This is a genomic window from Stenotrophomonas sp. FR010 (assembly GCF_047520755.2).
Classification (GTDB): Bacteria; Pseudomonadota; Gammaproteobacteria; order Xanthomonadales; family Xanthomonadaceae; genus Stenotrophomonas; species Stenotrophomonas sepilia.
The window spans coordinates 45,805-68,098 of the sequence record NZ_JAXBQT020000018.1; the positions used below are offsets into that span (position 1 = coordinate 45,805).

Here is a 22,294-nt window from a genome sequence, read left to right on the forward strand (position 1 = left end):
GGCTTCGCCATGGCTCGCGCACGTACCGTCGTGGTGGCAGCGATCTCGCTCGCCTACCCGCTGCTGGTGTACCTGGCGATGGGCCGCTTCGAGCCGCGCTGGCTGTCGCTGCTGCTGTTCACCCTGGCCCTGCTGCGTGCGCTGAGCACTCGCCAGCCATTGTGGTGGGCCGCCGCCGCCGGCACCGGCCTGCTGGCGGTGCTGGCCACCGTGCTCAACCAGGCCCTGCCGCTGAAGCTGTACCCGGTGCTGGTCAATGCGGTGATGCTGGCGGTGTTCGGCACCAGCCTGCGTTTCGGGCCGCCGCTGGTGGAGCGCCTGGCGCGGCTGCAGGAGCCGGACCTGCCCCCGTTTGCGGTGGCCTATACCCGCCGCGTCACCCAGGTGTGGAGCGGCTTCTTCGTTCTCAACGGCAGCCTGGCCCTGCTGACCGCGCTGTACGCGTCGGACCGGGCCTGGATGCTCTACAACGGACTGTTGGCGTACGTGATGATGGGCGTGTTGTTCGCAGGTGAGTGGCTGGTGCGGCGGCGGGTGAAGGCGGCGCACGCGCATGGCTGAGTGGATTGCCCTGGACCGGCTGCTGCTGGAGGCGCGGCCGCAGCGCAGCGTCGGCCTGTGCGACGGAGACATGGTTGACCACGCCTGCTTCCGCCAGCGCGTGCTGGGCTGGCGCGCCGCCTTTGCGGCGGCCGAAGGCCGCGACTTGGCCCTGTATTTCGATGACGCCGTGGCCTTCGCTGCGGCGCTGTTCGGCGCCTGGCATGCCGGCAAGCGGGTGTTCCTGGCTGCTGACAACCTGCCGGCCACGCTGCAGGCGCTGCAGCCGCAGGTGAGCGGTTTCGCGGGCGACGTGCCGGCCGACTACCGCCCGCTGGCGGCGCTGGACGCCGCACTGGACGACGAACTGCAGGCGCTGGACGAGCGCGCCTGCGAGCTGTGCGTGTTCACCTCCGGCAGCACCGGCCAGCCCAGTGCGATCGGCAAGCGCCTGGACCAGCTGGCGCGCGAGGTGGAAGCGCTGCAGGCCGCGTTCGGCGCGCAGCTGGAGGGCGCGCAGGTGCACGGCACGGTGTCCCACCAGCACATCTACGGGCTGCTGTTCCGGGTGCTGTGGCCGCTGGCCGCCGGCCGCCTGATCCATCCGCGCCGGTTCTTCCACGAAGACCTGGTGGGTGCGCTGGCCGGTACCGACACGGTGCTGGTGGCGACGCCGGCCCATCTCAAGCGCCTGCCCGAGCAGCTCGACTGGGCCAGCCTGCATGGCCGCCTGCGCGCGGTGTTCTCCTCCGGTGGCCCGCTGCCGGAGGACGCGGCGCGACAGGTGCGGCAGTGGTTGGGCGTGGCGCCGACCGAGGTCTATGGCAGCAGCGAGACCGGCGGTATCGCCTGGCGCCGCTGGGACACCGACCTGCCGCCGTGGCAGCCGCTGCCGGGTGTGCAATGGCGGAACGACGACGGCTGCCTGGCGGTGGCCTCGGCGCATCTGGAAACTCCCGGCTGGTGGCGCACCCAGGACCGCGTGGAAGCCTTGGCCGATGGCCGTTTCCGGCTGCTGGGCCGCGCCGACCGCATCGTCAAGATCGAAGAGCGCCGCGTCTCGCTGGATGCGCTGGAACGCGCGCTGCGCGAAGACACCGAAGTGGATGACGTGCGCGTGCTGGTGCTGCCCGGGCAGCGCGAGCAGCTGGCCGCCGTGGTGGTTCCGGCCGATCCGGCGCTGCTGGAGGGCGGCGACGCCGCGCGCCGTGCGCTGGGCCAACGCCTGGGCGCGCGCCTGGCGCATGCGCATGACGCGGTGACCCGGCCGCGCCGTTGGCGCCTGGTGCAGGCGTTGCCGATCAACGCGCAGGGCAAGGTGACCCAGGCGGCATTGGCGGCGCTGTTCCAGCCACTGATGCCGGTGCCGGTCTGGGACCGCCGCGACGCCGCCAGCGCCACGCTGCGCATGACCCTCGACCCGGCGCTGCGACCGTTCCAGGGCCACTTCCCGCAGGCGGCGATCCTGCCCGGTGTGGCGCAGTTGGACTGGGCGATGCGTTTCGGTCGCCAGGCATTTGCGATGCCGCGCGTGTTCCTGCGCATGGACGCGGTGAAGTTCCAGCACGTGGCCCGCCCCGGCGATGAGTTGACCCTGCAGCTGGACTGGGATGCCGCACGCAACGTGCTCGCCTTCCGCTATACCTCCAGCCACGGTGTGCATGCCAGCGGCAAGGTGGTTTTCGCCGATGCGGACTGACCCGGCCGTTGCCGGTGCCGCGTTCGCGCCACTGGTGGTGATTCCCGTCTACGACCACGAGCACGCCATCGTGGCGGTGGTCGACGGTGTGCAGGCCGCTGGCCTGCCTTGCCTGTTGGTCGACGATGGTTCGCATGACGCGTGCGCGGCGGTGCTGCGCACGCTGGCACAACGCCAGGGCGTTGACCTGCTGCGCCTGGACGCCAACCAGGGCAAGGGTGGGGCGATGCTGGCCGGTTTTGCTGAAGCCGGCGCGCGTGGCTACAGCCACGTGCTGCAGATCGACGCAGACGGCCAGCACGATACCGCTGACCTGCCACGCTTCATCGAGGCCGCGCGTGTGCATCCCGACGCGGTGATCTGCGGCATTCCGGCCTACGACGCCAGTGTTCCCAAGGCACGCCTGTATGGCCGCTACGCCACCCACGTCTGGGTCTGGATCAACACGCTGTCGCTGCACCTGCGCGACACCATGTGCGGCTTCCGGGTGTATCCCCTGCCACCGGTGCTGCGCCTGATCGGTGAAGAGACCATCGGCCGGCGCATGGATTTCGATACTGAAGTGATGGTGCGCCTGTACTGGCGCCAGCTGCCGGTCGAGCACCTGGCCACGCGCGTGACCTATCCCGCCGATGGCGTGTCGCACTTCGATGTGTGGCGCGACAACGTGCGCATCAGCCGCATGCACACCCGCCTGTTCTTCGGCATGCTCTGGCGCGCACCGCGGCTGCTGTGGCGCCGCCTGCAGGGGCAGCGCTGAGATGGCGACCGCGCAGGACGCCCCGCACTGGGCCGACATCGGCGAATCGACGTCGGTGGCCGGCGTGCTGTTCCTGTGCTGGGTGCACCGCTGGTTCGGGCGCTGGCCATTCCGCCTGTGCGCGTGGCCGGTGGTGGCCTGCCATTGGCTGGGCAACCGTGTGGGGCGACAGGCCTCGATGCAGTACCTGCAGCGGCTGCAGGCATACAGCGGCGTGCTCGGCCGCGCGCCAACCCGGCGCGACAGCCTGCGCCACTTCTTCGCCTTCGCCGACACGATGCTGGACAAGATCCTCGGCCTGGGCGGGCGCTACCCGGCCAACCGTATCCACCTGCACCGCGACCTGGTGCTGCAGAAGATCGCGCGCCGCGAAGGCGGTCTGATCCTCACCGCGCACATCGGCTGCCTGGAACTGTGCCAGGTGCTGGCCGAACAGGTGCCGGGGTTCCGCATCACCGTGCTGGTGCACACCGCGCATGCGCAGCGCTTCAACCGCCTGCTGCAGCGGCTGGACCCGCTGGCGGCGGTGGAGCTGGTGCAGGTGACCGGAATGGGGCCGGCCACAGCGGTGATGCTGGCCGAGCGCGTGGCGGCGGGGGGCTTCGTCGCCATCGTCGGCGACCGCACGCCGGTGCAGGGCGGTCGCAGCGTCACCGCCGATTTCCTCGGCCACCGCGCACCGTTCCCTATCGGCGCTTACGTGCTGGCTGCGGCGCTGGGCTGCCCGGTCTACACCATGGCCTGCCTGCACCAGGGCGAGGGCTACCGCGTGGCGTTTGAACAGTTCGCCGAACGCATCGTGCTGCCGCGTGGCTCGCGCGACGCGGCACTTGCCGAACAGGCACAGCGCTTCGCGCGCTGGCTGGAACTCCAGGTCATCCAGTCCCCGTTGGACTGGTTCAATTTCTTCCCCTTCTGGGATCAGGCTCCGCATGACGACTGACGCCGTACCCGTGTGCCGCTTTGGCGATGCACCGTTGACCATCGAAGACGTGGTTGCCCTGGCCCAGCGCCAGTGCGAGGCCGCACTGAGCGACGCGCCGGCGTTCCGCGCGCACATCCAGCGCGGTGCCGACTTCCTTGACCGCCTGCTGCGCGAAGATGGCGTGATCTACGGTGTGACCACCGGCTATGGCGATTCGTGCACGGTGAACATCCCGCCGGCACTGGTGGCTGAACTGCCGCACCACCTGTACACCTACCATGGCTGCGGCCTGGGCCGTTACCTGGACCCGGTCGAGACCCGTGCGGTGCTGGCCGCGCGCCTGGCGTCGCTGGTGCGTGGCATGTCCGGTGTCAGCATGCCGCTGCTGGAAGGCCTGGCCACGCTGCTGCAGCACGACGTGCTGCCGATGATCCCGGCCGAAGGCTCGGTGGGGGCCAGTGGTGACCTGACCCCGCTGTCCTACGTGGCGGCGGTGCTGTGCGGCGAGCGCGAGGTGCTGCACGATGGCCGCGTGCAGCCTGCTGCCGAGGTGCTGGCGAAGATCGGCATGATCCCGCTGAAGCTGCGGCCGAAGGAAGGCCTGGCGATCATGAACGGCACCGCCGTGATGACCGGCCTGGCCTGCCTGGCCTGGCAGCGCGCCGACTACCTGGCACGGATGGCCACGCGCCTGACCGCGTTCAACGTGCTGGCCAGCGACGGCAACGCGCACCACTTCGACGAAACCCTGTTCGCGGCCAAGCCGCACCCGGGCCAGGGCCGCATCGCCGCGCGCCTGCGCAGCGACCTGCACAGCGAGCGTCCGCCACGCAATGAACAGCGCCTGCAGGACCGCTATTCGCTGCGCTGCGCGCCGCACGTGATCGGCGTGCTGGAGGACAGCCTGCCGTTCCTGCGCCAGCTGATCGAAACCGAACTGAACAGCGCCAACGACAATCCGCTGATCGATGCCGACGGCGAGCGCATCCTGCATGGCGGCCACTTCTACGGCGGCCACATCGCGCTGGCGATGGACACCCTGAAGAACACCGTGGCCAACGTTGCCGACCTGCTCGACCGGCAGCTGGCGCTGGTGGTGGATGCCCGTTACAACCATGGCCTGCCGGCCAACCTGTCGGCGGCCACCGGCCCGCGCGCGGCCATCAACCATGGCCTGAAGGCGCTGCAGATCAGCGTGTCGGCCTGGACTGCCGAAGCGCTGAAGCAGACCCTGCCGGCCAGCGTGTTCTCGCGTTCCACCGAGTGCCACAACCAGGACAAGGTCAGCATGGGCACCATCGCCGCGCGCGACTGCCTGCGCGTGATCGAGCTGACTGAACAGGTGGTGGCCGCGATGCTGATCGCCGCCCGCCAGGGCCTTGCGCTGCGCGAACGGGTTGGCCTGAACGCGCAGCTGCATGGCAGTCTGGCCGGCATGTACGCCGACCTGGGGCAGCGCATCGCCCTGGTTGAAGAAGACCGCGCGCTGGATCGCGAACTGCGGGAACTGCTGGTGGAGATCCGCGCGCAACGTTGGGAGCTGTATGCCGGTGAATGAGGCTATTGAACGGGTTGGCGAAATTGCGTTGACCCCCGCCTTCCATGACTGCGATCCGATGAACGTGGTCTGGCATGGCAACTACTTCAAGTACTTCGAGATCGCGCGCTGCGCGCTGCTTGGGCGCTACGACTACGACTACCCGCAGATGCTCGAATCGGGCTACCTGTGGCCGGTGGTCGATGCGCGGGTGAAGTACGTGCGCCCGCTGCTGTTCAACCAGGCGCTGCGCGTGATTGCGCGCATCGTGGAATGGGAGAACCGGCTGAAGATCGAGTACGAAATCGTCGATGCGCAGAGCGGCCAGGTACTGACCCGCGCGATGACCATCCAGGTCGCGGTGGACGCGGCCAGCAAGGAAATGCTGTACCAGTGCCCGCCGGTACTGTGGGAACGCCTGGGAGTGCCTGCGCCGTGAACATGCTTGCCCGTCTTTCCAGCGTGCTGCTGTGCGCGCTGATGTTCATTGCCGCACCGCAGGTGCAGGCCGCCGACCCCGCCATCGATGCGATCACCCAGGCGGTGGCGCGGCCGGACGTGCTGCGCGGCCAGTTCAGCCAGGAAAAGCAGGTCAGCGGCTTCAAGAACCCGCTGCGCTCGCAGGGCCAGTTCGTGGTCGCGCGCCAGCACGGCGTGATCTGGACCACGCTCAAGCCGTTCCCCTCCGAAGTGGTGGTCACCGCCGACCGCATCCTCAGCCGCCAGCGCGATGGCAGCACCCGTGTCGAGCTCGATGCACGGCAGCAGCCGGCGATGCGTTCGGTGAACGCGATCATGTTCGCGCTGATGAGTGGCGACGTTCAGGCGCTGTCCGGCCAGTTCAACGTGGCGGCCAGCCGTGAAGGGCAGGGCTGGCGGCTGCGGCTGACGCCGAAGTCGGCGATGCTGGCCAAGGCGTTCCAGTCGCTGACCCTGCAAGGTGGCCGCTACGTGCGCCAGGTCGAGATCGTCGAGGCCAACAAGGACCGCACGCAGATCCAGTTCAGTGCACTGAGCGAAGCGCCGGCCACGCTCACCGCCGACGAGGCACGCCGCTTTGAGTGAGGGGGCAGCATCGAACGGGCCGGACCGGTTGCGGCGCTGGTGGCACTGGCTGGGCATCGCCTGGCTGGTGCTCCTGCTGGTGTTGGGTGCGCAGCAATGGCGCCTGTGGAGCCAGCAGTCGCGGATCGACACCGACATCCTCGCCCTGCTGCCGCAGGACGCGCATGACCGCCTGTTGAGTGACGTCACACGGCGCATCGCCGACGGCAGCTCGCGCCAGGTGGTGGTGCTGCTGGGCAGCAAGGATGGCGCCGCCGCCAAGCGCGCACAGGCGGCGTTCGCTGCGGCGATGGCGGCGGATGCCGACAGCGCGTTGCTGGTGCCCAGCGGTTCGATCGAAGGCTGGTTCGACGAGGCGCGCGCGTTCTACGCGCCGTACCGCGACCGCCTGCTGACCCCGGCCCAGCGCGAGCAGCTGCAGGGCAGCGAGCCGGGCGCGTTGGCCGAGCAGGCGTTGGCTGCGCTGTACGGTCCGATGGGCGCACCGCGCCTGACCGATTGGCGGCAAGACCCACTCTCGCTGTGGTCGCAATGGTGGCAGCAGCAGGCGCAGGGGTCGGGGTTGCGGCTGGGCGATGACGGCCTGCTCGAAGCCGAGGGCAGGCATTGGGCCGTACTGCAGTTCGATACGCTGGGGTCGGCGTTCCAGCTTGACGGCGAGCGCCATCTCGACGGCCTGCTGGAACGTGCCGGGCTGGCCGCCAGGGCGGCGGCGCCAGAACTGGAAATCCTGCATGCGGGTGTGCCGCTGCACGCCGAAGCGGCGGCGGTGCAGGCCAACCAGGAGATCAACACAATCGGCTGGGGCTCGCTGGCCGCGGTGCTGCTGCTGGTGTGGCTGGCGTTCCGTTCGCTGCGACCGATCCTGCTGGTTGCCGCCTCACTGCTGATCGGCTGTGGCGTGGCGCTGGCGGTGACCGTGCTGGTGTTTGGCAAGGTGCATGTGCTGACCCTGGTGTTTGGTGCGTCGCTGGTGGGCGTGGCCGAGGACTACGGCATCCACTGGTTCGCTTCGCGCCAGGCCGAACCGGCTGATCGTCGCTGGAAACTGCTGCGGCACCTGCTGCCCGGCCTGTGGCTGGCCCTGCTGACCAGTGCGCTGGCCTACCTGGCACTGGGCCTGGCCCCGTTCCCGGGCCTGCGCCAGATGGCATTGTTCTCGGTGGTCGGCCTGGCCGCCGCCTTCCTTACGGTGATTTTCTGGTTCCCGTGGCTGGATGGCGGAGAGATCCGCCAGACCCGTTTCTCGCAGTGGCTGGGCAACACGCTGGAGCGCTTCCCGCGCCTGCATGGCCGTCGCCCGGTGACGGTGTTCGTGGTGATCACGCTGGCACTGGCTGCAATCGGTATCGCCCGCCTGCACAGCAACGACGACCTGCGCAGCCTGCAATCGTCGCCGCCCGCGCTGATGGCGCAGCAGATCCGCCTGAGCCAGCTGCTGGGCATGCCCAGCCCGGCGCAGTTCTACCTGGTACAGGGCACCGACGCGGCGCAGTTGCTGCAGCGTGAGGAAGCGTTGACCGAACGCCTGCGCGTACTGGCCAACCAGAAGCGCATTGGGGGCTATCGCGCGATCAGCGATTGGCTTCCGTCGCCGGCGCGCCAGCAGGCCGATGCCGCGCTGACCGCGAAGGTGGAACCCGGCGTGCTGGACGCGGTGTCCGAGGCGGTCGGCGAACCGCTGCCGCGCCCGGATTTCGCCGCTACGCCGCTGACCGCGGAGGCGTTCCTGGCCTCGCCGGCCTCGCAGCCGTTCCGCCACCTGTGGGTGGGCGAGGTCGGCGGGCAGATGATCAGCGTGGTGATGGTCGATGACCTGTCGCGCGCGGATGCGCTGGCCACCCTGCGCGGCGCGGCCGAGGGCCTGCCCGGTGTGCGCTGGGTGGATCGCACCGCCGACTTCTCGCAGCTGCTGGGCCACTACCGCAAGCTGATGGGCGGGCTGCTGCTGGTCGGCATCGTGCTGGTGTTCGGCGCGCTGTGGCTGCGCTACCGCCGCCAGGCCTGGCGCGTGTTCGCGCCGACCCTGATTGCCGGCGCATTGACCTTGGGCCTGCTGGGCCTGTTCGGCCAGCCGCTGCAGCTGTTCAACGTGCTGGCACTGATGCTGCTGCTGGGCATGGGCATCGACTACGGCATTTTCCTGATCGAGCACCGCGGCGACGCCAGTGCATGGCTGGCCGTGTGCGTGGGCGCGGCCAGCACCTGGCTGTCGTTCGGCCTGCTGGGCCTGTCGCAGACCCCGGCGTTGCGCGCGTTCGGCCTGACCCTGCTGTTCGGCATCGGCCTGGTCTGGCTGATCTCGCCAATGTTCCGGCCGCCACCGCATGACCTGCCGCCGGCCTGAGCCTGTTTTCCGACTTCCTTCTTTCCACTTGATCGAGCAACAAGGACGCCCCGATGAGTACTGCTGTGGATGCTGTCGAACGCACTGAAATCCTGATCATCGGCGCAGGCCCGGCCGGCTCCGTGGCCGCGGCGATGCTGCGCCAGCAGGGCCGCCAGGTGCTGATGCTGGAGCGCCAGCAGTTCCCGCGCTTCTCCATCGGCGAAAGCCTGCTGCCGCAGAGCATGGAGTACATCGAAGCAGCCGGGCTGCTGCAGGATGTGGTCGAGGCCGGCTTCCAGTACAAGAACGGCGCGGCCTTCGTGCACGGTGAAGCGCGTACTGCCTTCGACTTCCGGAAGAAGTTCTCGCCGGGCTGGGGTACCACCTACCAGGTGCAGCGCGCCGACTTCGACAACGTGTTGGCACGCGGCGCCGAGCGCATGGGAACCACGCTGCGTTTCGGTGATGAAGTGCTGTCGGTCGAACCCGGTGAACAGCCTGCGGTGAGCGTGCGCCGCCCGGATGGCAGCGAATACCGCATCGAGGCCGATTTCATCCTCGACGCCTCCGGCTTCGCGCGCCTGCTGCCGCGCCTGCTGCAGCTGGAATCGCCATCCAATTTCCCGGTGCGCGGCGCGATCTTCTGCCACGTACGCGACAACATTCCGGCCGAAGCCGACTTCGACCGCAACAAGATCTTGATCACCACCCATCCCGAACACATCGACGTCTGGTACTGGACGATTCCATTCTCCAACGGCTGCTGCTCGCTGGGCGTGGTCGCCGAGCCGTCGTTCTTCGAGCGCTACGAAGGCGACGACCTGCAGAAGCTGCAGGCCATCGTCGGCGAGGACCCCAACCTGACCCGCCTGCTGGCCAACGCCGAATGGGCGGTGCTGCCGGTGCGCCGGATCACCGGCTATTCGGCCAACGTCAGTTCGCTGTGGGGGCCCGGCTACGCGTTGCTGGGCAACGCCGGCGAGTTCCTCGATCCGGTGTTCTCCTCCGGCGTGACCATTGCCTTCAAGTCCGCGCAGCTCGCCAGTGAATGCCTCAAGCGCCGCTATGCCGGCCAGGCCGTGGACTGGGAGGCCGAGTTCTCGATCCCGCTGCGCGCGGGCGTGAAGACCTTCCGCCGCTTCGTCGAAAGCTGGTACCAGGGCGGCTTCCAGAAGATCATCTACCACCCGCAGCAGCAGCCCGAAGTGCGCGACATGATCAGCTCCATCCTGGCCGGTTACGCCTGGGACACCAAGAATCCGTATGTGGCCGATGAAAGTGGTCGCCGCATGCGCGTGCTGGAGGAATTGTGCAGCGCCTGATCTTCCGTACTGCGGCCCTGCTGCTGTGCCTGCTGCTGGCCGCCTGTGCCGGCCGCATGCCGAAACCGCAGGTGGAACTGCCGCCGCTGCGCCTGGCGCCAGCCAGCCTGCCGGCGCCGCTGGCGCTGCAGCAGCAGCTGCATTTCCGCTTCGGCACGCATGAGCGCGATCTCGACGCGCTGCTGGAAGCCGACGCTCAGCAGGTGCAGCTGGCCGTGCAGGCGATGGGCCAGACCGGCGTGCGCCTGCAATGGGACGGCCAGCAGCTGACCCAGCAGCGCGCGCCATGGCTGCCACCGCAGGTGCGCGCCGAGCGCGTGCTGGATGACCTGCAGTTCGCGCTGTGGCCGACCGCGGCCATTGCCGCCGTGCTGCCGGCGGGCTGGCAGGTCAGTGATGATGGCTATCAGCGCAGCCTGTCGCGTGAGGGCACCGTGTGGCTGCACCTGCAGCGGCTGGGCGATGGCAGCGTGCAGCTGGACAACCGCGCCGAAGGCTATGCGCTGCGCATCGAATCGATCGACATGGCCGGGCCGGACCGATGAGCGCACCGATCTACCTGAACGACCTGGGTGTGGTCTGTGCACTCGGCGCTGGCCGCGCCGCAGTGACGTCGGCACTGTTCGCCGACGCGCCGGGCGGGCTCAGCGACAACGACAGCCTGTTGCCGGGGCGCACCCTGGCGCTGGGAGAAGTACGCACGCCGCTGCCGGCGCTGGATGATCTGCCGGTGGCCCTGCGCGGGCGAAACAATGCCCTGCTGGACGTGGCATTGGCTCAGATCGCGCCGGCAGTGGCCGCGGCGATCGCCCGCCATGGCGCCGAGCGCGTGGCGGTGGTGCTGGGCACCAGCACCTCGGGCATTGGTGAATCCGAGCAGGCATTGCGCAGCCATGCCGAACAGGGCCAGTGGCCGCAGGGCTTTGACTACGCCCAGCAGGAAATGGGCACCGCCGCGCAGTTCGTGCGCCAGCGCAGTGGCGCACAGGGGCCGGCATGGACCCTGTCCACTGCCTGCTCGTCCAGTGCCAAGGCGCTGATGTCGGCTGCACGCATGCTGCGCGCCGGCATCGTCGATGCGGTGATCGCCGGTGGCGCCGATTCGCTGTGCCGCTTCACCGTGGCCGGCTTCAGCGCGCTGGAATCGGTCTCGGCCCAACGCTGCAATCCGTTCTCGCAGCATCGTACCGGTATCAACATCGGCGAAGGCGCCGCGCTGTTCCTGCTCACCCGCGAACCCGGCCCGGTATGCCTGGCGGGGTGGGGCGAGTCGGCCGACGCCCACCACATGTCCGCCCCAGACCCGCAGGGCCTGGGCGCCATCGATGCCCTGCAGCAGGCGCTGCAGCGTGCTGGCTGGGCCGCCGGAGAAGTGGACTATGTGAACCTGCATGGGACCGCGACCGGCCAGAACGATGCGATGGAAAGCCTGGCCGTGTCGCAGGTGCTGGGCAGCCACGTGCCGGCCAGTTCGACCAAGCCGTTGACCGGCCACACGCTGGGTGCCTCGGGTGCCATCGAGGCGGCGCTGTGCTGGATCGTGCTGGCCGAGAACCCGCAGCAGCTGCTGCCGCCGCACTGGTGGGACGGCGTGGCCGACCCGGCACTGCCGGTGCTGCCGCTGGTCGCACCGGGCACGCGCCTTGCGCAGCCGCCGCGGCGGGTGCTGAGCAATTCGTTCGCCTTCGGCGGCAGCAATGCCGTGCTGGCACTGGAGCGTCGATGAACACGTTGTACGCGATCGAAGACGTGGTGCCGCACCGCCAGGACATGTGCCTGCTGGAGCGCATCACGCAATGGGACCAGGACGCCATCGAGGCCGAACTGGTGGTGCCCGAGGCCGGCCTGTTCGTCGAGGATGACCAGGTGCCGGCATGGGTCGGCATCGAGTACATGGCGCAGGCCATCGCGGCCTGGGCCGGTTGCCGCGCGCGTGCAGCCGGCAGGCCACCGCAGCTGGGCTTCCTGCTCGGCAGCCGCCGCTACAGCAGCGCGCGCAGCAGCTTCCCCAGCGGTTCGCGGCTGCGCGTGCAGGCGCGCTGCGAGCTGTTGGGTGACAATGGATTGGGGATGTTCGCCTGCCGCATCCTGGCAGGCGAGGAAGAATGGGCGACAGCCAACGTCTCGGTGTTCGAACCGGCCGACGCGATGGCCTATCTGGAGAGTGGACAGGCATGACAGGGAATCGAAGCGTGCTGGTGACCGGCGCCAGCCGGGGCATCGGCCGGGCCATCGCGCTGCGCATCGCGCGCGATGGCTTCGACGTGGTGGTGCATTGCCGCAGCCGCGTGGATGAAGCACAGGCGGTGGTCACCGAGATCCAGGCACTGGGCCAGCAGGCCCGCGTGCTGGTGTTCGACGTGGCCGACCGCGCGTCTGCGCGGGCCGCTCTGGAGGCCGATGTCGAAGCGCACGGCGCGTACTACGGCGTGGTCTGCAATGCCGGCATCGCCCGCGATGGCGCCTTCCCGGCGCTGTCAGCGGACGATTGGGACCAGGTCATCCACACCAACCTGGATGGCTTCTACAACGTGCTGCATCCGCTGATCATGCCGATGGTGCGGCGGCGCAAGCCGGGCCGCATCGTCACCCTGTCGTCGGTCTCCGGACTGGCCGGCAACCGCGGGCAGGTCAACTACAGTGCCGCCAAGGCCGGCATCATCGGCGCCACCAAGGCCCTGGCGCTGGAACTGGCCAGCCGCCAGATCACCGTCAACTGCGTGGCCCCGGGCCTGATCGAGACCGAAATGCTCAACGACGAAGTGGTTGAACACGCGCTCAAGCTGATTCCCGCCGGCCGCGTTGGCCGCCCGGACGAAGTGGCGGCTACCGTGGCGTTCCTGCTGTCCGAACCGGCCGGCTACATCACCCGGCAGGTGATCTCGGTGAACGGAGGCATGCTCTGATGGCCGCCGATCGTCGCGTGGTGGTCACCGGCGCCGCCGCCATCAGTCCACTCGGCCACGACTGGCCGACCATCGAGGCACACCTGCGCAGCTGCCGCAACGCGGTGCGTGCGATGCCCGAGTGGGATGTCTATGCCGGGCTGAACACCAAGCTGGCCGCGCCGGCGCAGGACTTCGAGCTGCCGCCGAACTACAACCGCAAGACCACCCGCTCGATGGGCAAGGTCGCGATCATGTCGGTGCGCGCCACCGAGGTGGCGCTGCGCGAGGCCGGCCTGCATGAGCATCCGGTGCTGCGCAGTGGCCGTACCGGCGTGGCCTATGGCTCCTCGTCCGGCAGCCACGAGGCCACCGGCGAATTCGGGCGCATGCTCAACGAATTCACCACGGATGGCATCAGCGCCACGACCTACCTGAAGATGATGAGCCACACTGCGCCGGTCAACATCGGCGTGTTCTTCGGCCTGTCCGGGCGCGTGTACACCACCTCCAGCGCCTGCACCTCGGGCAGCCAGGGTGTGGGCGCGGCCTATGAAGCCATCCGCAGCGGCAAGCAGACGGTGATGGTGGCCGGCGGTGCCGAGCAGCTCGATGCTACCGCTGCAGCGGTGTTCGACACGCTGTTCGCCACCAGCGTGCGCAATGACGCGCCGCAGACCACGCCACGCCCGTTCGATGCCGGCCGCGATGGCCTGGTGCTGGGCGAGGGCGCCTGCACGCTGATCCTGGAAGACCTGGAACACGCGCAGGCGCGCGGCGCCACCATCCTTGCCGAGGTGGTCGGCTACGGCACCAACAGCGATGGCCAGCACGTCACCCAGCCCAGTGCCGACACCATGGCCCAGGCCATGCGCCTGGCATTGGAGGACGCCGGCCTGGACGCGGCGCAGATCGACTACGTCAACGCCCATGGCACCGCCACCGACCACGGCGACATCGCCGAGACCCAGGCCACCGCACAGGTGTTCGGCAGCCGCGTGCCGATCAGCTCGCTGAAGAGCTACGTCGGCCACATGCTGGGTGCCTGTGGCGCGTTCGAGGCCTGGGTGAGCATCCAGATGATGCGTGCCGGCTGGTTCGCGCCGACCCTGAACCTGGCCGCGGTCGACCCGCGCTGTGGCCAGCTCGACTTCATCACCGGGCAGGGCCGCGAACTGCAGGCCGAGTACGTGATGAGCAAAAACTTCGCCTTCGGCGGCATCAACACCTCGCTGGTGTTCCGCCGCTGGAGCGAGTGATCCACTGCGCCAACACACCGTTCCCGTTACCCCCGCACCCTCGACAAGGAGATGTTCCGATGCGCCGCACTCTCATGATCGCCACGGCTACCGCGCTGCTGGCCCTGACTTCCACCGCTTCCGCCCGCGACACGCGTGTCGAACAGTCCCTGCAGGAACTGGTCAATTCGCAGGCCGCCAAGGACGCCGGCATCGACGGCAGCGTGCGCTTCTATCTGGCCGGCCAGCCGGTCAGCGTGCAGCAGCGCCTGGGCGAAGACGTGACCAACAAGAAGACCAACGCCGCTAACAAGAGCGATGCCGAGGCCTGCCGCTGGGTTGCGCTGTCGGCACTGCGCGCGCTGCAGGACGGTGCCAAGTCGCGCGGCGCCAACGCCGTGGTCGACATCGTCAGCTATTACAAGAAGAACGAGTTCAAGAGCAGCACCAACTATGAGTGCTACGCCGGTACCATCCTCGCGGGTGTCGCGCTGAAGGGCACCTACGCCAAGGTCAAGTAAGCGCCCGTGTGGCGGCGGCGCAGCCTGAACGTCGCCGCCACATTGCTGAACCCCGCAGGCGAAACGCCGCCGATCGCGCCGCCATCGTCGGCTGACGGCTTTCCCCGGTGTCGGCTTTCCGACACAATCATGGCTCTTCCCGGGTTATCGTCCCGCGGACATGCACGCCTACGTCTATAAAAGCCAACTCAAGCCGGACACCTACGTCTACGTTCCCCGACGCGATGATTTCAGCGCGCTGCCCGCGCCGCTGCTCACCTCGCTGGGGACGCTCGCCTTCGTGCTGGAGGTGGCCCTGGATGCCCAGCGCCGCCTGGCGCAGGCTGACCCGGAAAAGGTCCGCAGCGAAATGAGCGAGCGCGGGTTCTACCTGCAGGTGCCGCCGTCGGTGGCCAGCCTGATGCCGCGCCACTATGACTGACGCCTCCCGTCCGCGCATTCTGTCAATTGCCTTCGCCGCGGGCGCCGTGCTGGCGCTGGGCGCCGCCGTGGGCGGCGTTCCGGGTGCGGTCCTTGCCGCACTGGCGCAGCCCGCGTTCGCGTTGGCGATATCGTGGTGGCGCCGCAGCCGCGCGCTGCTGCCGCTGAAGGTGGTCGCACGCCAGGACCTGCCGGCGCTGCTGGCCTTGTGGGCAGCCGCCCCGCTGTTGCTGGCGCTGCTGCTGGCCTGGCCGCTCGCAGCACTGCGTGACAGCGGCAGCCTGGCGGCAGTGCTTGGCCTGAGCGTACTGGTCAGTGCCGGCCTGTTGGCGGCCTGGCGCACCTGGCCATTGTGGAACGATGTCGAACGCCTGGATGGCAGCCTGGCCCAGCACTGGCAGGCGCTGGCGGGGCGCGACCTGACTGCCTGGCGTGGCCTCGGCGTGGCCGCGCTGGTCATTGCGCTGGCCGCGCTGGTGGTGCTGCCGGCCTGGCCGGGCCTGTTGCCGGAAAGCGCGCGCTGGCCCGCCGCACTGGCGGTCGTACTGCTGTCGCCGGTGCTGCACCTGCTGCTGCAGCGGGTCGCGCCTGCGCCGCTGGTGTCGCTGCGCTCCAGCCCGTTGGCGGCGTCCAGCGCTGAACCCGAACCGATGTTCGCAGCGGCGGCCGAAACCGTGCCGCTGGAGGCGATGGCGCCGCAGGAACTGACACCGGCGCTGTATGAAGCCGCCCGCCAAGGCCGCATCGACCGGGGCCTGCAGCTGCTGCAGGCCGGTGCCGATCCGTATGCGCTGCCGGACCCGAACTGGCGTGACCAGCGCAGCCTGGCGGTGCTGGCCGCGGTGCTGCCGGACCTGCGCCTGCTGCGCGAACTGATTGCCCGCGGCGTCGATGTGAATGCGCCGCACCGGGGCATGACCCCGCTGCTGGCGGCGACCCGCGACAGCTGGCATGGCCGCCCCGAAGCGGTGATGACTCTGCTCGCCAACGGCGCCGACTCGCGTGCCACCGACAGTGATGGCAACACCCCGCTGCACCATGCCGCACGCAGTTCCGACCCGGGGGTGGCCGCGCTGCTGCGCGATGCCGCTGCCGAAGTCGATGCGCTGAACCGTGATGGCTGGTCGCCGCTGGCGGTGGCCTGCCAGGTGGGCAACTGGCGTCTGGCCCGCTTCCTGCTCGAACGCGGTGCACGCTGCGAACCGGCCGATGGCACCCCGGTGCTGCTGGCCGCCGCCGCCACCGAGGATGATGATCCGGCGGGCGTGCAGCTGCTGCTCAAGCACAAGGCACGGGCCGACGCCCGCGATCGCCAGCGCCGCAGTGCGTTGCATGAGGCGGCCCTGGCCGGCCATGTCGAGATCATCGGCGTGCTGCTCGGCGCGGGCGCCAATCTGGAGGCGCGCGATGCACTGGGGCGTACGCCGTGGCTGGAAGCGGCCCGTGCCGGTCGCGCCGCCGTGATCGAGCACCTGCTGCCGCACAAGCCGGACCTGGTCGCGGTGGACGGCGAAGGCCGCAATGCTGTGCAGCTGGCGGCGATGGCCGAGGATGTCTCGCCGCTGCTGATCAAGCGCCTGGTCGAACTGGGCATCGCGGCCGATGCCACCGATCCGCTCGGCCGCCGTGCGGTGGACTACGCCGCCGAAGCCGGCCGCTGGGCGATCGTAGCCCTGCTGGACCCGTCCTATCCGTTGCCGGCCGCGGTCAGTGATGGCCTGGCCGATCGTGGCGAAGCGGCCAGTGCCAGCGGTCTGCTGCCGGACCGTCCGCCGCTGACCCTGCTGCGCGAGGCCCTGGGCTTCGGCAATACCGACGGCATGGCGGCGCTGGCCAGGCTGTGCCAGCCGGAGGAACTGGGCGGGCTGCTGCTCGATCCGGAGTTGGCGCTGGAACCGCGTGCGGTGGACTGGCTGCTGGGCCACGGCGCCGATCCCTATGTGCGTGATGCCTGCTCCGATACGCCGATGTTCGCGCTGTTGTCGCGCGGCATCGATGCGGTGCCGGCGTTGCAGGTGATGCTGCAGCGTGGCCTGTCGCCGGCCGGCCGTGGTGGCCTGGCGCGCTTCCTTGCTGCCTGCGCACAGCACGACCAGGCCGCGCGTGGCCTGGAACAGCTGGCACTGGAACTGCTTGAGCGTGGCGCCGATCCGTTCGCCGCCTCGCCGGCGGGCGATCCGCCGCTGTCGCTGGCGGTGCGGCTGGGGTGGCTGCGGCTGCAGCAGGCCCTGCTCAAGGCCGGCGTTGATCGCGAGGCACGCGACAGCCACGGCATGACCGCACTGCACCTGGCCACCGCATTGGCCCGCGAAGGCGCGCTTAAGCTGCTGGTGCAGCATGGTGCCTCGCCGGAAGCACGTGCCGCCGACGGCCAGACACCGCTGGGCGTGGCGCTGTCGATCGGTCGCCGCGATCTGGCCGACTGGCTCGATTGGCGGGTGTGGCCGTTGCCGCGCCGCACCCTGCGCGAGGCCGATCTGCCGGCCGCCGCAATGGCCGGTGACGTCGATGCCGTGCGCCGCCTGATCGATCTGGGCTTCGCCGTCGACGCCGTCGACGCACAGGGCTGCACCGCGCTGCTGCGTGCTGCCGGTGGCGGCCACCTGGCGGTAACCGACCTGCTGCTGGCGCGCGGCGCCGATCCGCAGCACGCGGCGGCCAGTGGCGCGACGCCGCTGTCGGCGGCGGTCAGCATGCGCCAGGTGGACATCGTTTCGGCCCTGCTCGACGCTGGCGCCAAGCTGGAACACCGCCTGCCGGGTGGCGTGACGGTACTGATGCTGGCCTCCGCGCTGGGCCTTCCGGACATCGTCGCGCGCCTGCTCACGGCGGGTGCCGACGTGCATGCCGGTGACGCGCAGCAGCTGGGTCCGCTGCACTGTGCCGCGCTGTACGGTTTCAGTGCCCGCGACCGCTCGCGCCTGCTGGCCCTGCTCGACACCCTGCTGCTGGCCGGTGCCGAACCGGACCAGGCCGCCGCTGGTGCTGTCACGCCGCTGCTGCTGCTGCTGGGCGCGCGCGCCGAGCCGGGTACCGCCTGCGACGAGCAGGTGGTGATGGCCGCAGTGGAGCGCCTGCTGGACGAGGACGTAAGCCTGGACGTACGCGACCCGCGCGGCTTCGGCCCGCTGCACCTGGCCGCGCTGCATGGCCTGCCGTTGCTGGTGCAGCGCCTGCTGCGCGCCGGCGCCGATCCTGAAGCGCGCGACAGCCTCAACCGCAGTCCGCGCGAGATCGCAGTGATGCGCGGCTTCATCGATGTGGCTGGCGAGTTCGAGCCGCGCGTGCCGGGCGTCTCCTCGATGGCCCGGTTCCTGCGCGACAACGGCTGATCCCTGGAAAAGGGTAGTGCCGGCCGCTGGCCGGCTACCTCATGACATCTCCGGGATCACGGGATTGCCGGCCAGCAGCCGGCACTACCGGGTCCGCCATCGATCAGGTGGATGCCGACCGTTGGCCGGCACACCTACTCGCCGTCGCTTTCCGCGTCAGCTTCGAACAGGTGCATCAGGTCGTTGCGTGCATCACGCGAGGTCTGGATCACCGCGGCCTCGTCGTCGTACACCAGGTACTGGTCGCGCAGCAGCTGTTCATCATGCTCACGGAAACGCTGCACATGGCGCTCGGCCACGTCCGGTGCCACGCCCAATGCGGTCAGCACGCGCCCGCTCATTTCCAGACTGGTGCCGAACACTTCGCGGAACGGCTCGGCCGACATGTCCATCAGTCGCCAGGCATGCTGGCGGTTGCGTGCACGCGCCAGCACCTTCGCGTCCGGGTACAGCCGGCGCACCATGCGCACCGCGCGCAGGTTGGTCTCCGGGTCGTCCACGGTGATGACGAACACATCGATGTGCTCGCCACCCGCTGCACGCAGCATCTCCGGGCGGGTCGGGTCGCCGTAGTACAGCTGGTTGCCGAAGCGGCGCAGGTCGGCCACCGTGTCCGGGTTCGCCTCCAGCGCCACGAACGGCACCTTCTGTGCGGTCAGCAGGCGTGCGATCACCTGGCCGAAGCGGCCCATGCCGGCGATCAGCACCTTGGGCCGGTTGTCCGGTGCCACCTTGTCGGCCTCGGCGGTCCCGCGCGGTGGGGCCTTCTCCTGGCCGAGCAGCTTGAGCAGCGCGATCATCAGCAGTGGCGTGATCGCCATCGACAGGCCGACGATCGCCACCAGCCGATCGTGATTGGCGTTGCCGAGCAGGTGCGCGCGCTGCGCTTCGTTGAACACCACGAAGGCGAACTCGCCCCCCAGCCACAGCACGCTGCCCAGCAGCAGCGACTGCCGTGAACTGAGCTTTGCAATACGGCCAATCACATACAGCAGGCTGAACTTGACCACCAGCAGGATCGCCACGCCGGCGGCGATCAGCCACGGCTCTGCGGCGATGCGGTCAAGATCGATGCCCATGCCCACCGCGATGAAGAACAGCCCCAGCAGCAGGCCCTTGAACGGCTCGATCTGCGCTTCCAGTTCGTGCCGGAACTCCGAATCGGACAGCAGCACCCCGGCCAGGAACGCGCCCAGGCTGGGGCTGAGGCCCGCTTCCTGCATGAACCAGGCAGTGCCCAGCACCACCAGCAGGGCGGTGGCGGTGAACACTTCCGGGCTGCGGGTGCGGGCGATGATGCTGAACACCTTGCGCAGCACCGGTCGCCCGCACAGGATCACCACGGCCAGCGCGCCGAGGGCCACGGCGGCGTCTTCCCAGCGCAGGGTCTCGTTCTTCGCCCCACCCAGCAGCGGGATGGCCGCCAGCAGCGGGATCGCGATCAGGTCCTGGAACAGCAGGATGGCAAAACCCAGCCGGCCATGGTCGCTGTTGATCGCCTTGTGCTCGGACAGCAGCTGCAGGCCTACCGCGGTGGATGACAGCGCCAGCGCAACACCGACCACCAACGCGCTCTTCCACTGGAAGTGGTCGAGCAGCAGCAGGCCGCCCAGCACCAGCCCGGACATCGCCACCTGCGCCGCGCCCGCGCCGAACACCGAGCGCCGCATCACCTTCAGGCGTGCCGGCGACAGCTCCAGGCCGATCACGAACAGCAGCATCACCACGCCGATCTCGGCCGCGCCGAGGATGCGGTCGGCGTCCTGCACGAAGCCCAGCCCGTCCGGGCCCAGCACCACGCCGGCCGCCAGGTAGCCCAGCACCGCGCCGAAGCCGAACCTCTTGAACACCGGCACGGCAATGACCGCCGCCAGCAGCAGCACCAGGGCCAGTTCCAGACCGCCGCTATGCATGGGAATACCTGGTCATCGGGGAAGCCCGCAGTGCGTCCGTTCGGGTGGGGTAGGGCGTGGTGAGCACCACCGCGACATTATGCGCGCCGGTCTGTGTACGCACGAGAACAACCGGCCAGGCTTCGGTGCGGGGCTGCCGGGTTGACCTGCATGGCCCACGGGTCCAGACTGCCCGCCGCTGGCGGCGCGTCCGTCGGCATACGCATCCCGGAGTCCCCAACCCATGTCCAGCGACAGTAGAAGTCGACCTCGTTCGACGCCAGCGATGGCCACCGCCTGACATCGGGACGGTTTGCCTGCGTTGGCGTTGCGCGAGGTCGCACCCCCACAAGGCAAAACCGATGAACCAGAAGCAATTGCTGCGCCCGGTGGCCGATGCCGCCGCACTGGCCGCACCGCTGGCGAACTACAACACCGCCGACGCGGTGGAATTCCTCAACACGCTGGAACTGACCCGCGCCGCGGAAACGCTGGCCGCGCTGCCGTTGCCGCGTGCAGTAAAAATGCTGGAAGCGCCGGAACTGCACCGCAGCGGTGAGCTGGTGGCCGCGCTGCCGCCGGCACGCGCCGCTGCCCTGCTCGGGCTGATGGCTGACGATCGCGCCACCGACATCGTCCACGAGCTGGATGAGGAAGAACGCGCGCGGCTGATCCCACTGCTTGGCACCGACGCCCGCCAGGCCATCCAGAAGCTGCTGAGCTATCCGCCGAACACCGCCGGCGCGCTGATGACCACCGAGTACGTGGCGGTGCCCGCCAGCTGGACCGTGGCGCAGACCCTGCAGCACATCCGCCAGGTCGAGCGTACCCGCGAGACGGTGTACGCGATCTACGTGCTGGAGCCGGCCAGCCAGCAGTTGCAGCAGGTGGTGACCATGCGCCGGCTGATCACCGGCCTGCCCGAGGAATCGATCCTGGACGTGGCCCAGGTCAATCCGCCGGTGACGGTGGACGCGCTGATGGACCAGGAAGAAGTCGCGCGTCTGATCCGCCGCCACGACCTGCTGGCGATCCCGGTGGTCGATGCGCAGCAGCAGATGCTCGGCATCGTCACCGTGGACGACGTGCTCGATGCGCTGATCGAGGAATCCACCGAGGACGCGCACAAGTTCGGCGGCATGGAAGCGCTGGACAAGCCGTACATGCAGATCGGCTTCTTCGAGATGCTGCGCAAGCGCGCCGGCTGGCTGAGCGTGCTGTTCCTGGGCGAGATGCTGACCGCCAGCGCGATGCAGCACTACGAGGACGAACTGGCGCGCGCGGTGGTGCTGACCTTGTTCATCCCGTTGATCATGAGTTCGGGCGGCAATTCCGGCTCGCAGGCCACCTCGCTGCTGATCCGCAGCCTGGCGCTGCGCGAACTGCGCCTGCGCGACTGGTGGAAGGTGGCCATCCGCGAGATCCCGACCGGCATGGTGCTGGGTGCCATCCTCGGCTGCCTGGCGATCGTGCGCATCGTGATCTGGCAGCTGGGTGGCCTGCATGACTACGGCGAGCACTGGATCCTGCTGGCGATCACCATCGGTGCCGCGCTGGTCGGCATCGTCACCTTCGGTTCGCTGTCCGGCTCGATGCTGCCCTTCATCCTGAAGCGGCTCGGCTTCGACCCGGCCAGCGCCTCGGCCCCGTTCGTGGCCACCCTGGTGGATGTGACAGGCCTGGTGATCTACTTCAGCATCGCCGCGATGATCCTGCACGGCACGCTGCTGTAACAAAACGTGCACGCCGGGGTCGGATCCCTTCGCGCAGCGAAGGGCTCTGACCCCGGATATCCGCAGCAGGGGTCGGAGCCCTTTCCTGCGAAAAGG

Annotated in this window: 19 protein-coding genes; 18 read left to right on the forward strand and 1 reads right to left on the reverse strand. The window is 69.2% G+C overall.

All coding sequences use genetic code 11. From position 1 onward, the window contains the following. Nucleotides 1-9: 9 nt before the first annotated feature. The 17 genes from ACM0PK_RS15920 to ACM0PK_RS16000 all read left to right on the forward strand — a co-directional run bounded on the left by ACM0PK_RS15920 (nt 10) and on the right by ACM0PK_RS16000 (nt 18,573). Nucleotides 10-561, forward strand: coding sequence for a COG4648 family protein (locus tag ACM0PK_RS15920; protein WP_061480643.1), 552 nt, complete (start codon nt 10-12; stop codon nt 559-561). After that, complete coding sequence (locus tag ACM0PK_RS15925; protein ID WP_414607059.1) at nt 554-2,239, forward strand: ApeI family dehydratase; 1,686 nt, start codon at nt 554-556, stop codon at nt 2,237-2,239. The genes ACM0PK_RS15920 and ACM0PK_RS15925 overlap by 8 nt, the downstream gene beginning before the upstream one ends. Further along, nucleotides 2,229-2,999, forward strand: a complete 771-nt coding sequence (locus ACM0PK_RS15930; protein ID WP_053498350.1) for a glycosyltransferase family 2 protein — start codon at nt 2,229-2,231, stop codon at nt 2,997-2,999. The genes ACM0PK_RS15925 and ACM0PK_RS15930 overlap by 11 nt, the downstream gene beginning before the upstream one ends. Nucleotide 3,000: 1 nt before the next feature. Next, nucleotides 3,001-3,942 carry a lysophospholipid acyltransferase family protein gene (locus ACM0PK_RS15935; RefSeq protein ID WP_061480637.1) on the forward strand — a complete coding sequence of 314 codons (942 nt, stop codon included), beginning with the start codon at nt 3,001-3,003 and terminating at the stop codon, nt 3,940-3,942. Beyond that, nucleotides 3,932-5,482 (forward strand): HAL/PAL/TAL family ammonia-lyase, encoded by a 1,551-nt coding sequence (locus ACM0PK_RS15940; RefSeq protein WP_154351629.1) that lies wholly within the window; start codon nt 3,932-3,934, stop codon nt 5,480-5,482. The genes ACM0PK_RS15935 and ACM0PK_RS15940 overlap by 11 nt, the downstream gene beginning before the upstream one ends. Continuing rightward, a complete protein-coding gene (locus ACM0PK_RS15945; RefSeq protein ID WP_014038931.1) occupies nt 5,469-5,900 on the forward strand; it encodes an acyl-CoA thioesterase in 432 nt (143 codons plus the stop codon). The genes ACM0PK_RS15940 and ACM0PK_RS15945 overlap by 14 nt, the downstream gene beginning before the upstream one ends. Nucleotides 5,901-5,902: 2 nt before the next feature. Beyond that, a complete protein-coding gene (locus ACM0PK_RS15950) occupies nt 5,903-6,526 on the forward strand; it encodes a LolA family protein (protein ID WP_414607088.1) in 624 nt (207 codons plus the stop codon). Beyond that, entirely contained in the window at nt 6,519-8,873 is a 2,355-nt protein-coding gene (locus ACM0PK_RS15955; RefSeq protein WP_414607058.1) for an MMPL family transporter, read from the forward strand. The genes ACM0PK_RS15950 and ACM0PK_RS15955 overlap by 8 nt, the downstream gene beginning before the upstream one ends. Nucleotides 8,874-8,926: 53 nt before the next feature. Next, entirely contained in the window at nt 8,927-10,177 is a 1,251-nt protein-coding gene (locus tag ACM0PK_RS15960) for an NAD(P)/FAD-dependent oxidoreductase (protein WP_414607057.1), read from the forward strand. Beyond that, complete coding sequence (locus ACM0PK_RS15965; RefSeq protein WP_414607056.1) at nt 10,165-10,722, forward strand: DUF3261 domain-containing protein; 558 nt, start codon at nt 10,165-10,167, stop codon at nt 10,720-10,722. The genes ACM0PK_RS15960 and ACM0PK_RS15965 overlap by 13 nt, the downstream gene beginning before the upstream one ends. Beyond that, nucleotides 10,719-11,903 carry a beta-ketoacyl-ACP synthase gene (locus ACM0PK_RS15970; RefSeq protein ID WP_414607055.1) on the forward strand — a complete coding sequence of 395 codons (1,185 nt, stop codon included), beginning with the start codon at nt 10,719-10,721 and terminating at the stop codon, nt 11,901-11,903. The genes ACM0PK_RS15965 and ACM0PK_RS15970 overlap by 4 nt, the downstream gene beginning before the upstream one ends. After that, nucleotides 11,900-12,355: a hotdog family protein gene (locus ACM0PK_RS15975; protein WP_005420287.1), complete on the forward strand. Its 456-nt coding sequence runs from the start codon at nt 11,900-11,902 to the stop codon at nt 12,353-12,355. The genes ACM0PK_RS15970 and ACM0PK_RS15975 overlap by 4 nt, the downstream gene beginning before the upstream one ends. Then, nucleotides 12,352-13,083, forward strand: coding sequence for a 3-oxoacyl-ACP reductase FabG (gene fabG, locus ACM0PK_RS15980; RefSeq protein WP_111128537.1), 732 nt, complete (start codon nt 12,352-12,354; stop codon nt 13,081-13,083). The genes ACM0PK_RS15975 and fabG overlap by 4 nt, the downstream gene beginning before the upstream one ends. After that, the gene (locus tag ACM0PK_RS15985) at nt 13,083-14,321 is read left to right on the forward strand and encodes a beta-ketoacyl-ACP synthase (protein ID WP_414607054.1); all 1,239 of its coding nucleotides are present in this window, start codon (nt 13,083-13,085) and stop codon (nt 14,319-14,321) included. Before fabG ends, ACM0PK_RS15985 begins: the two co-directional genes overlap by 1 nt. A 59-nt stretch (nt 14,322-14,380) precedes the next feature. Continuing rightward, nucleotides 14,381-14,821 carry an excinuclease ATPase subunit gene (locus ACM0PK_RS15990; protein ID WP_134972336.1) on the forward strand — a complete coding sequence of 147 codons (441 nt, stop codon included), beginning with the start codon at nt 14,381-14,383 and terminating at the stop codon, nt 14,819-14,821. A 160-nt stretch (nt 14,822-14,981) separates the two neighbouring features. Then, the gene (locus ACM0PK_RS15995; protein ID WP_014648833.1) at nt 14,982-15,242 is read left to right on the forward strand and encodes a YcgL domain-containing protein; all 261 of its coding nucleotides are present in this window, start codon (nt 14,982-14,984) and stop codon (nt 15,240-15,242) included. Further along, nucleotides 15,235-18,573, forward strand: a complete 3,339-nt coding sequence (locus tag ACM0PK_RS16000; protein WP_072168054.1) for an ankyrin repeat domain-containing protein — start codon at nt 15,235-15,237, stop codon at nt 18,571-18,573. Before ACM0PK_RS15995 ends, ACM0PK_RS16000 begins: the two co-directional genes overlap by 8 nt. A gap of 134 nt (nt 18,574-18,707) precedes the next feature. On the opposite strand, the gene ACM0PK_RS16005 is transcribed toward ACM0PK_RS16000, so the two are convergent. Further along, the gene (locus tag ACM0PK_RS16005) at nt 18,708-20,486 is read right to left on the reverse strand and encodes a monovalent cation:proton antiporter-2 (CPA2) family protein (protein WP_414607053.1); all 1,779 of its coding nucleotides are present in this window, start codon (nt 20,484-20,486) and stop codon (nt 18,708-18,710) included. A 341-nt stretch (nt 20,487-20,827) separates the two neighbouring features. On the opposite strand from ACM0PK_RS16005, the gene mgtE reads away from it, so the two are divergent. Continuing rightward, entirely contained in the window at nt 20,828-22,198 is a 1,371-nt protein-coding gene (gene mgtE, locus ACM0PK_RS16010) for a magnesium transporter (RefSeq protein WP_414607052.1), read from the forward strand. The last annotated feature ends 96 nt before the right edge of the window (nt 22,199-22,294 follow it).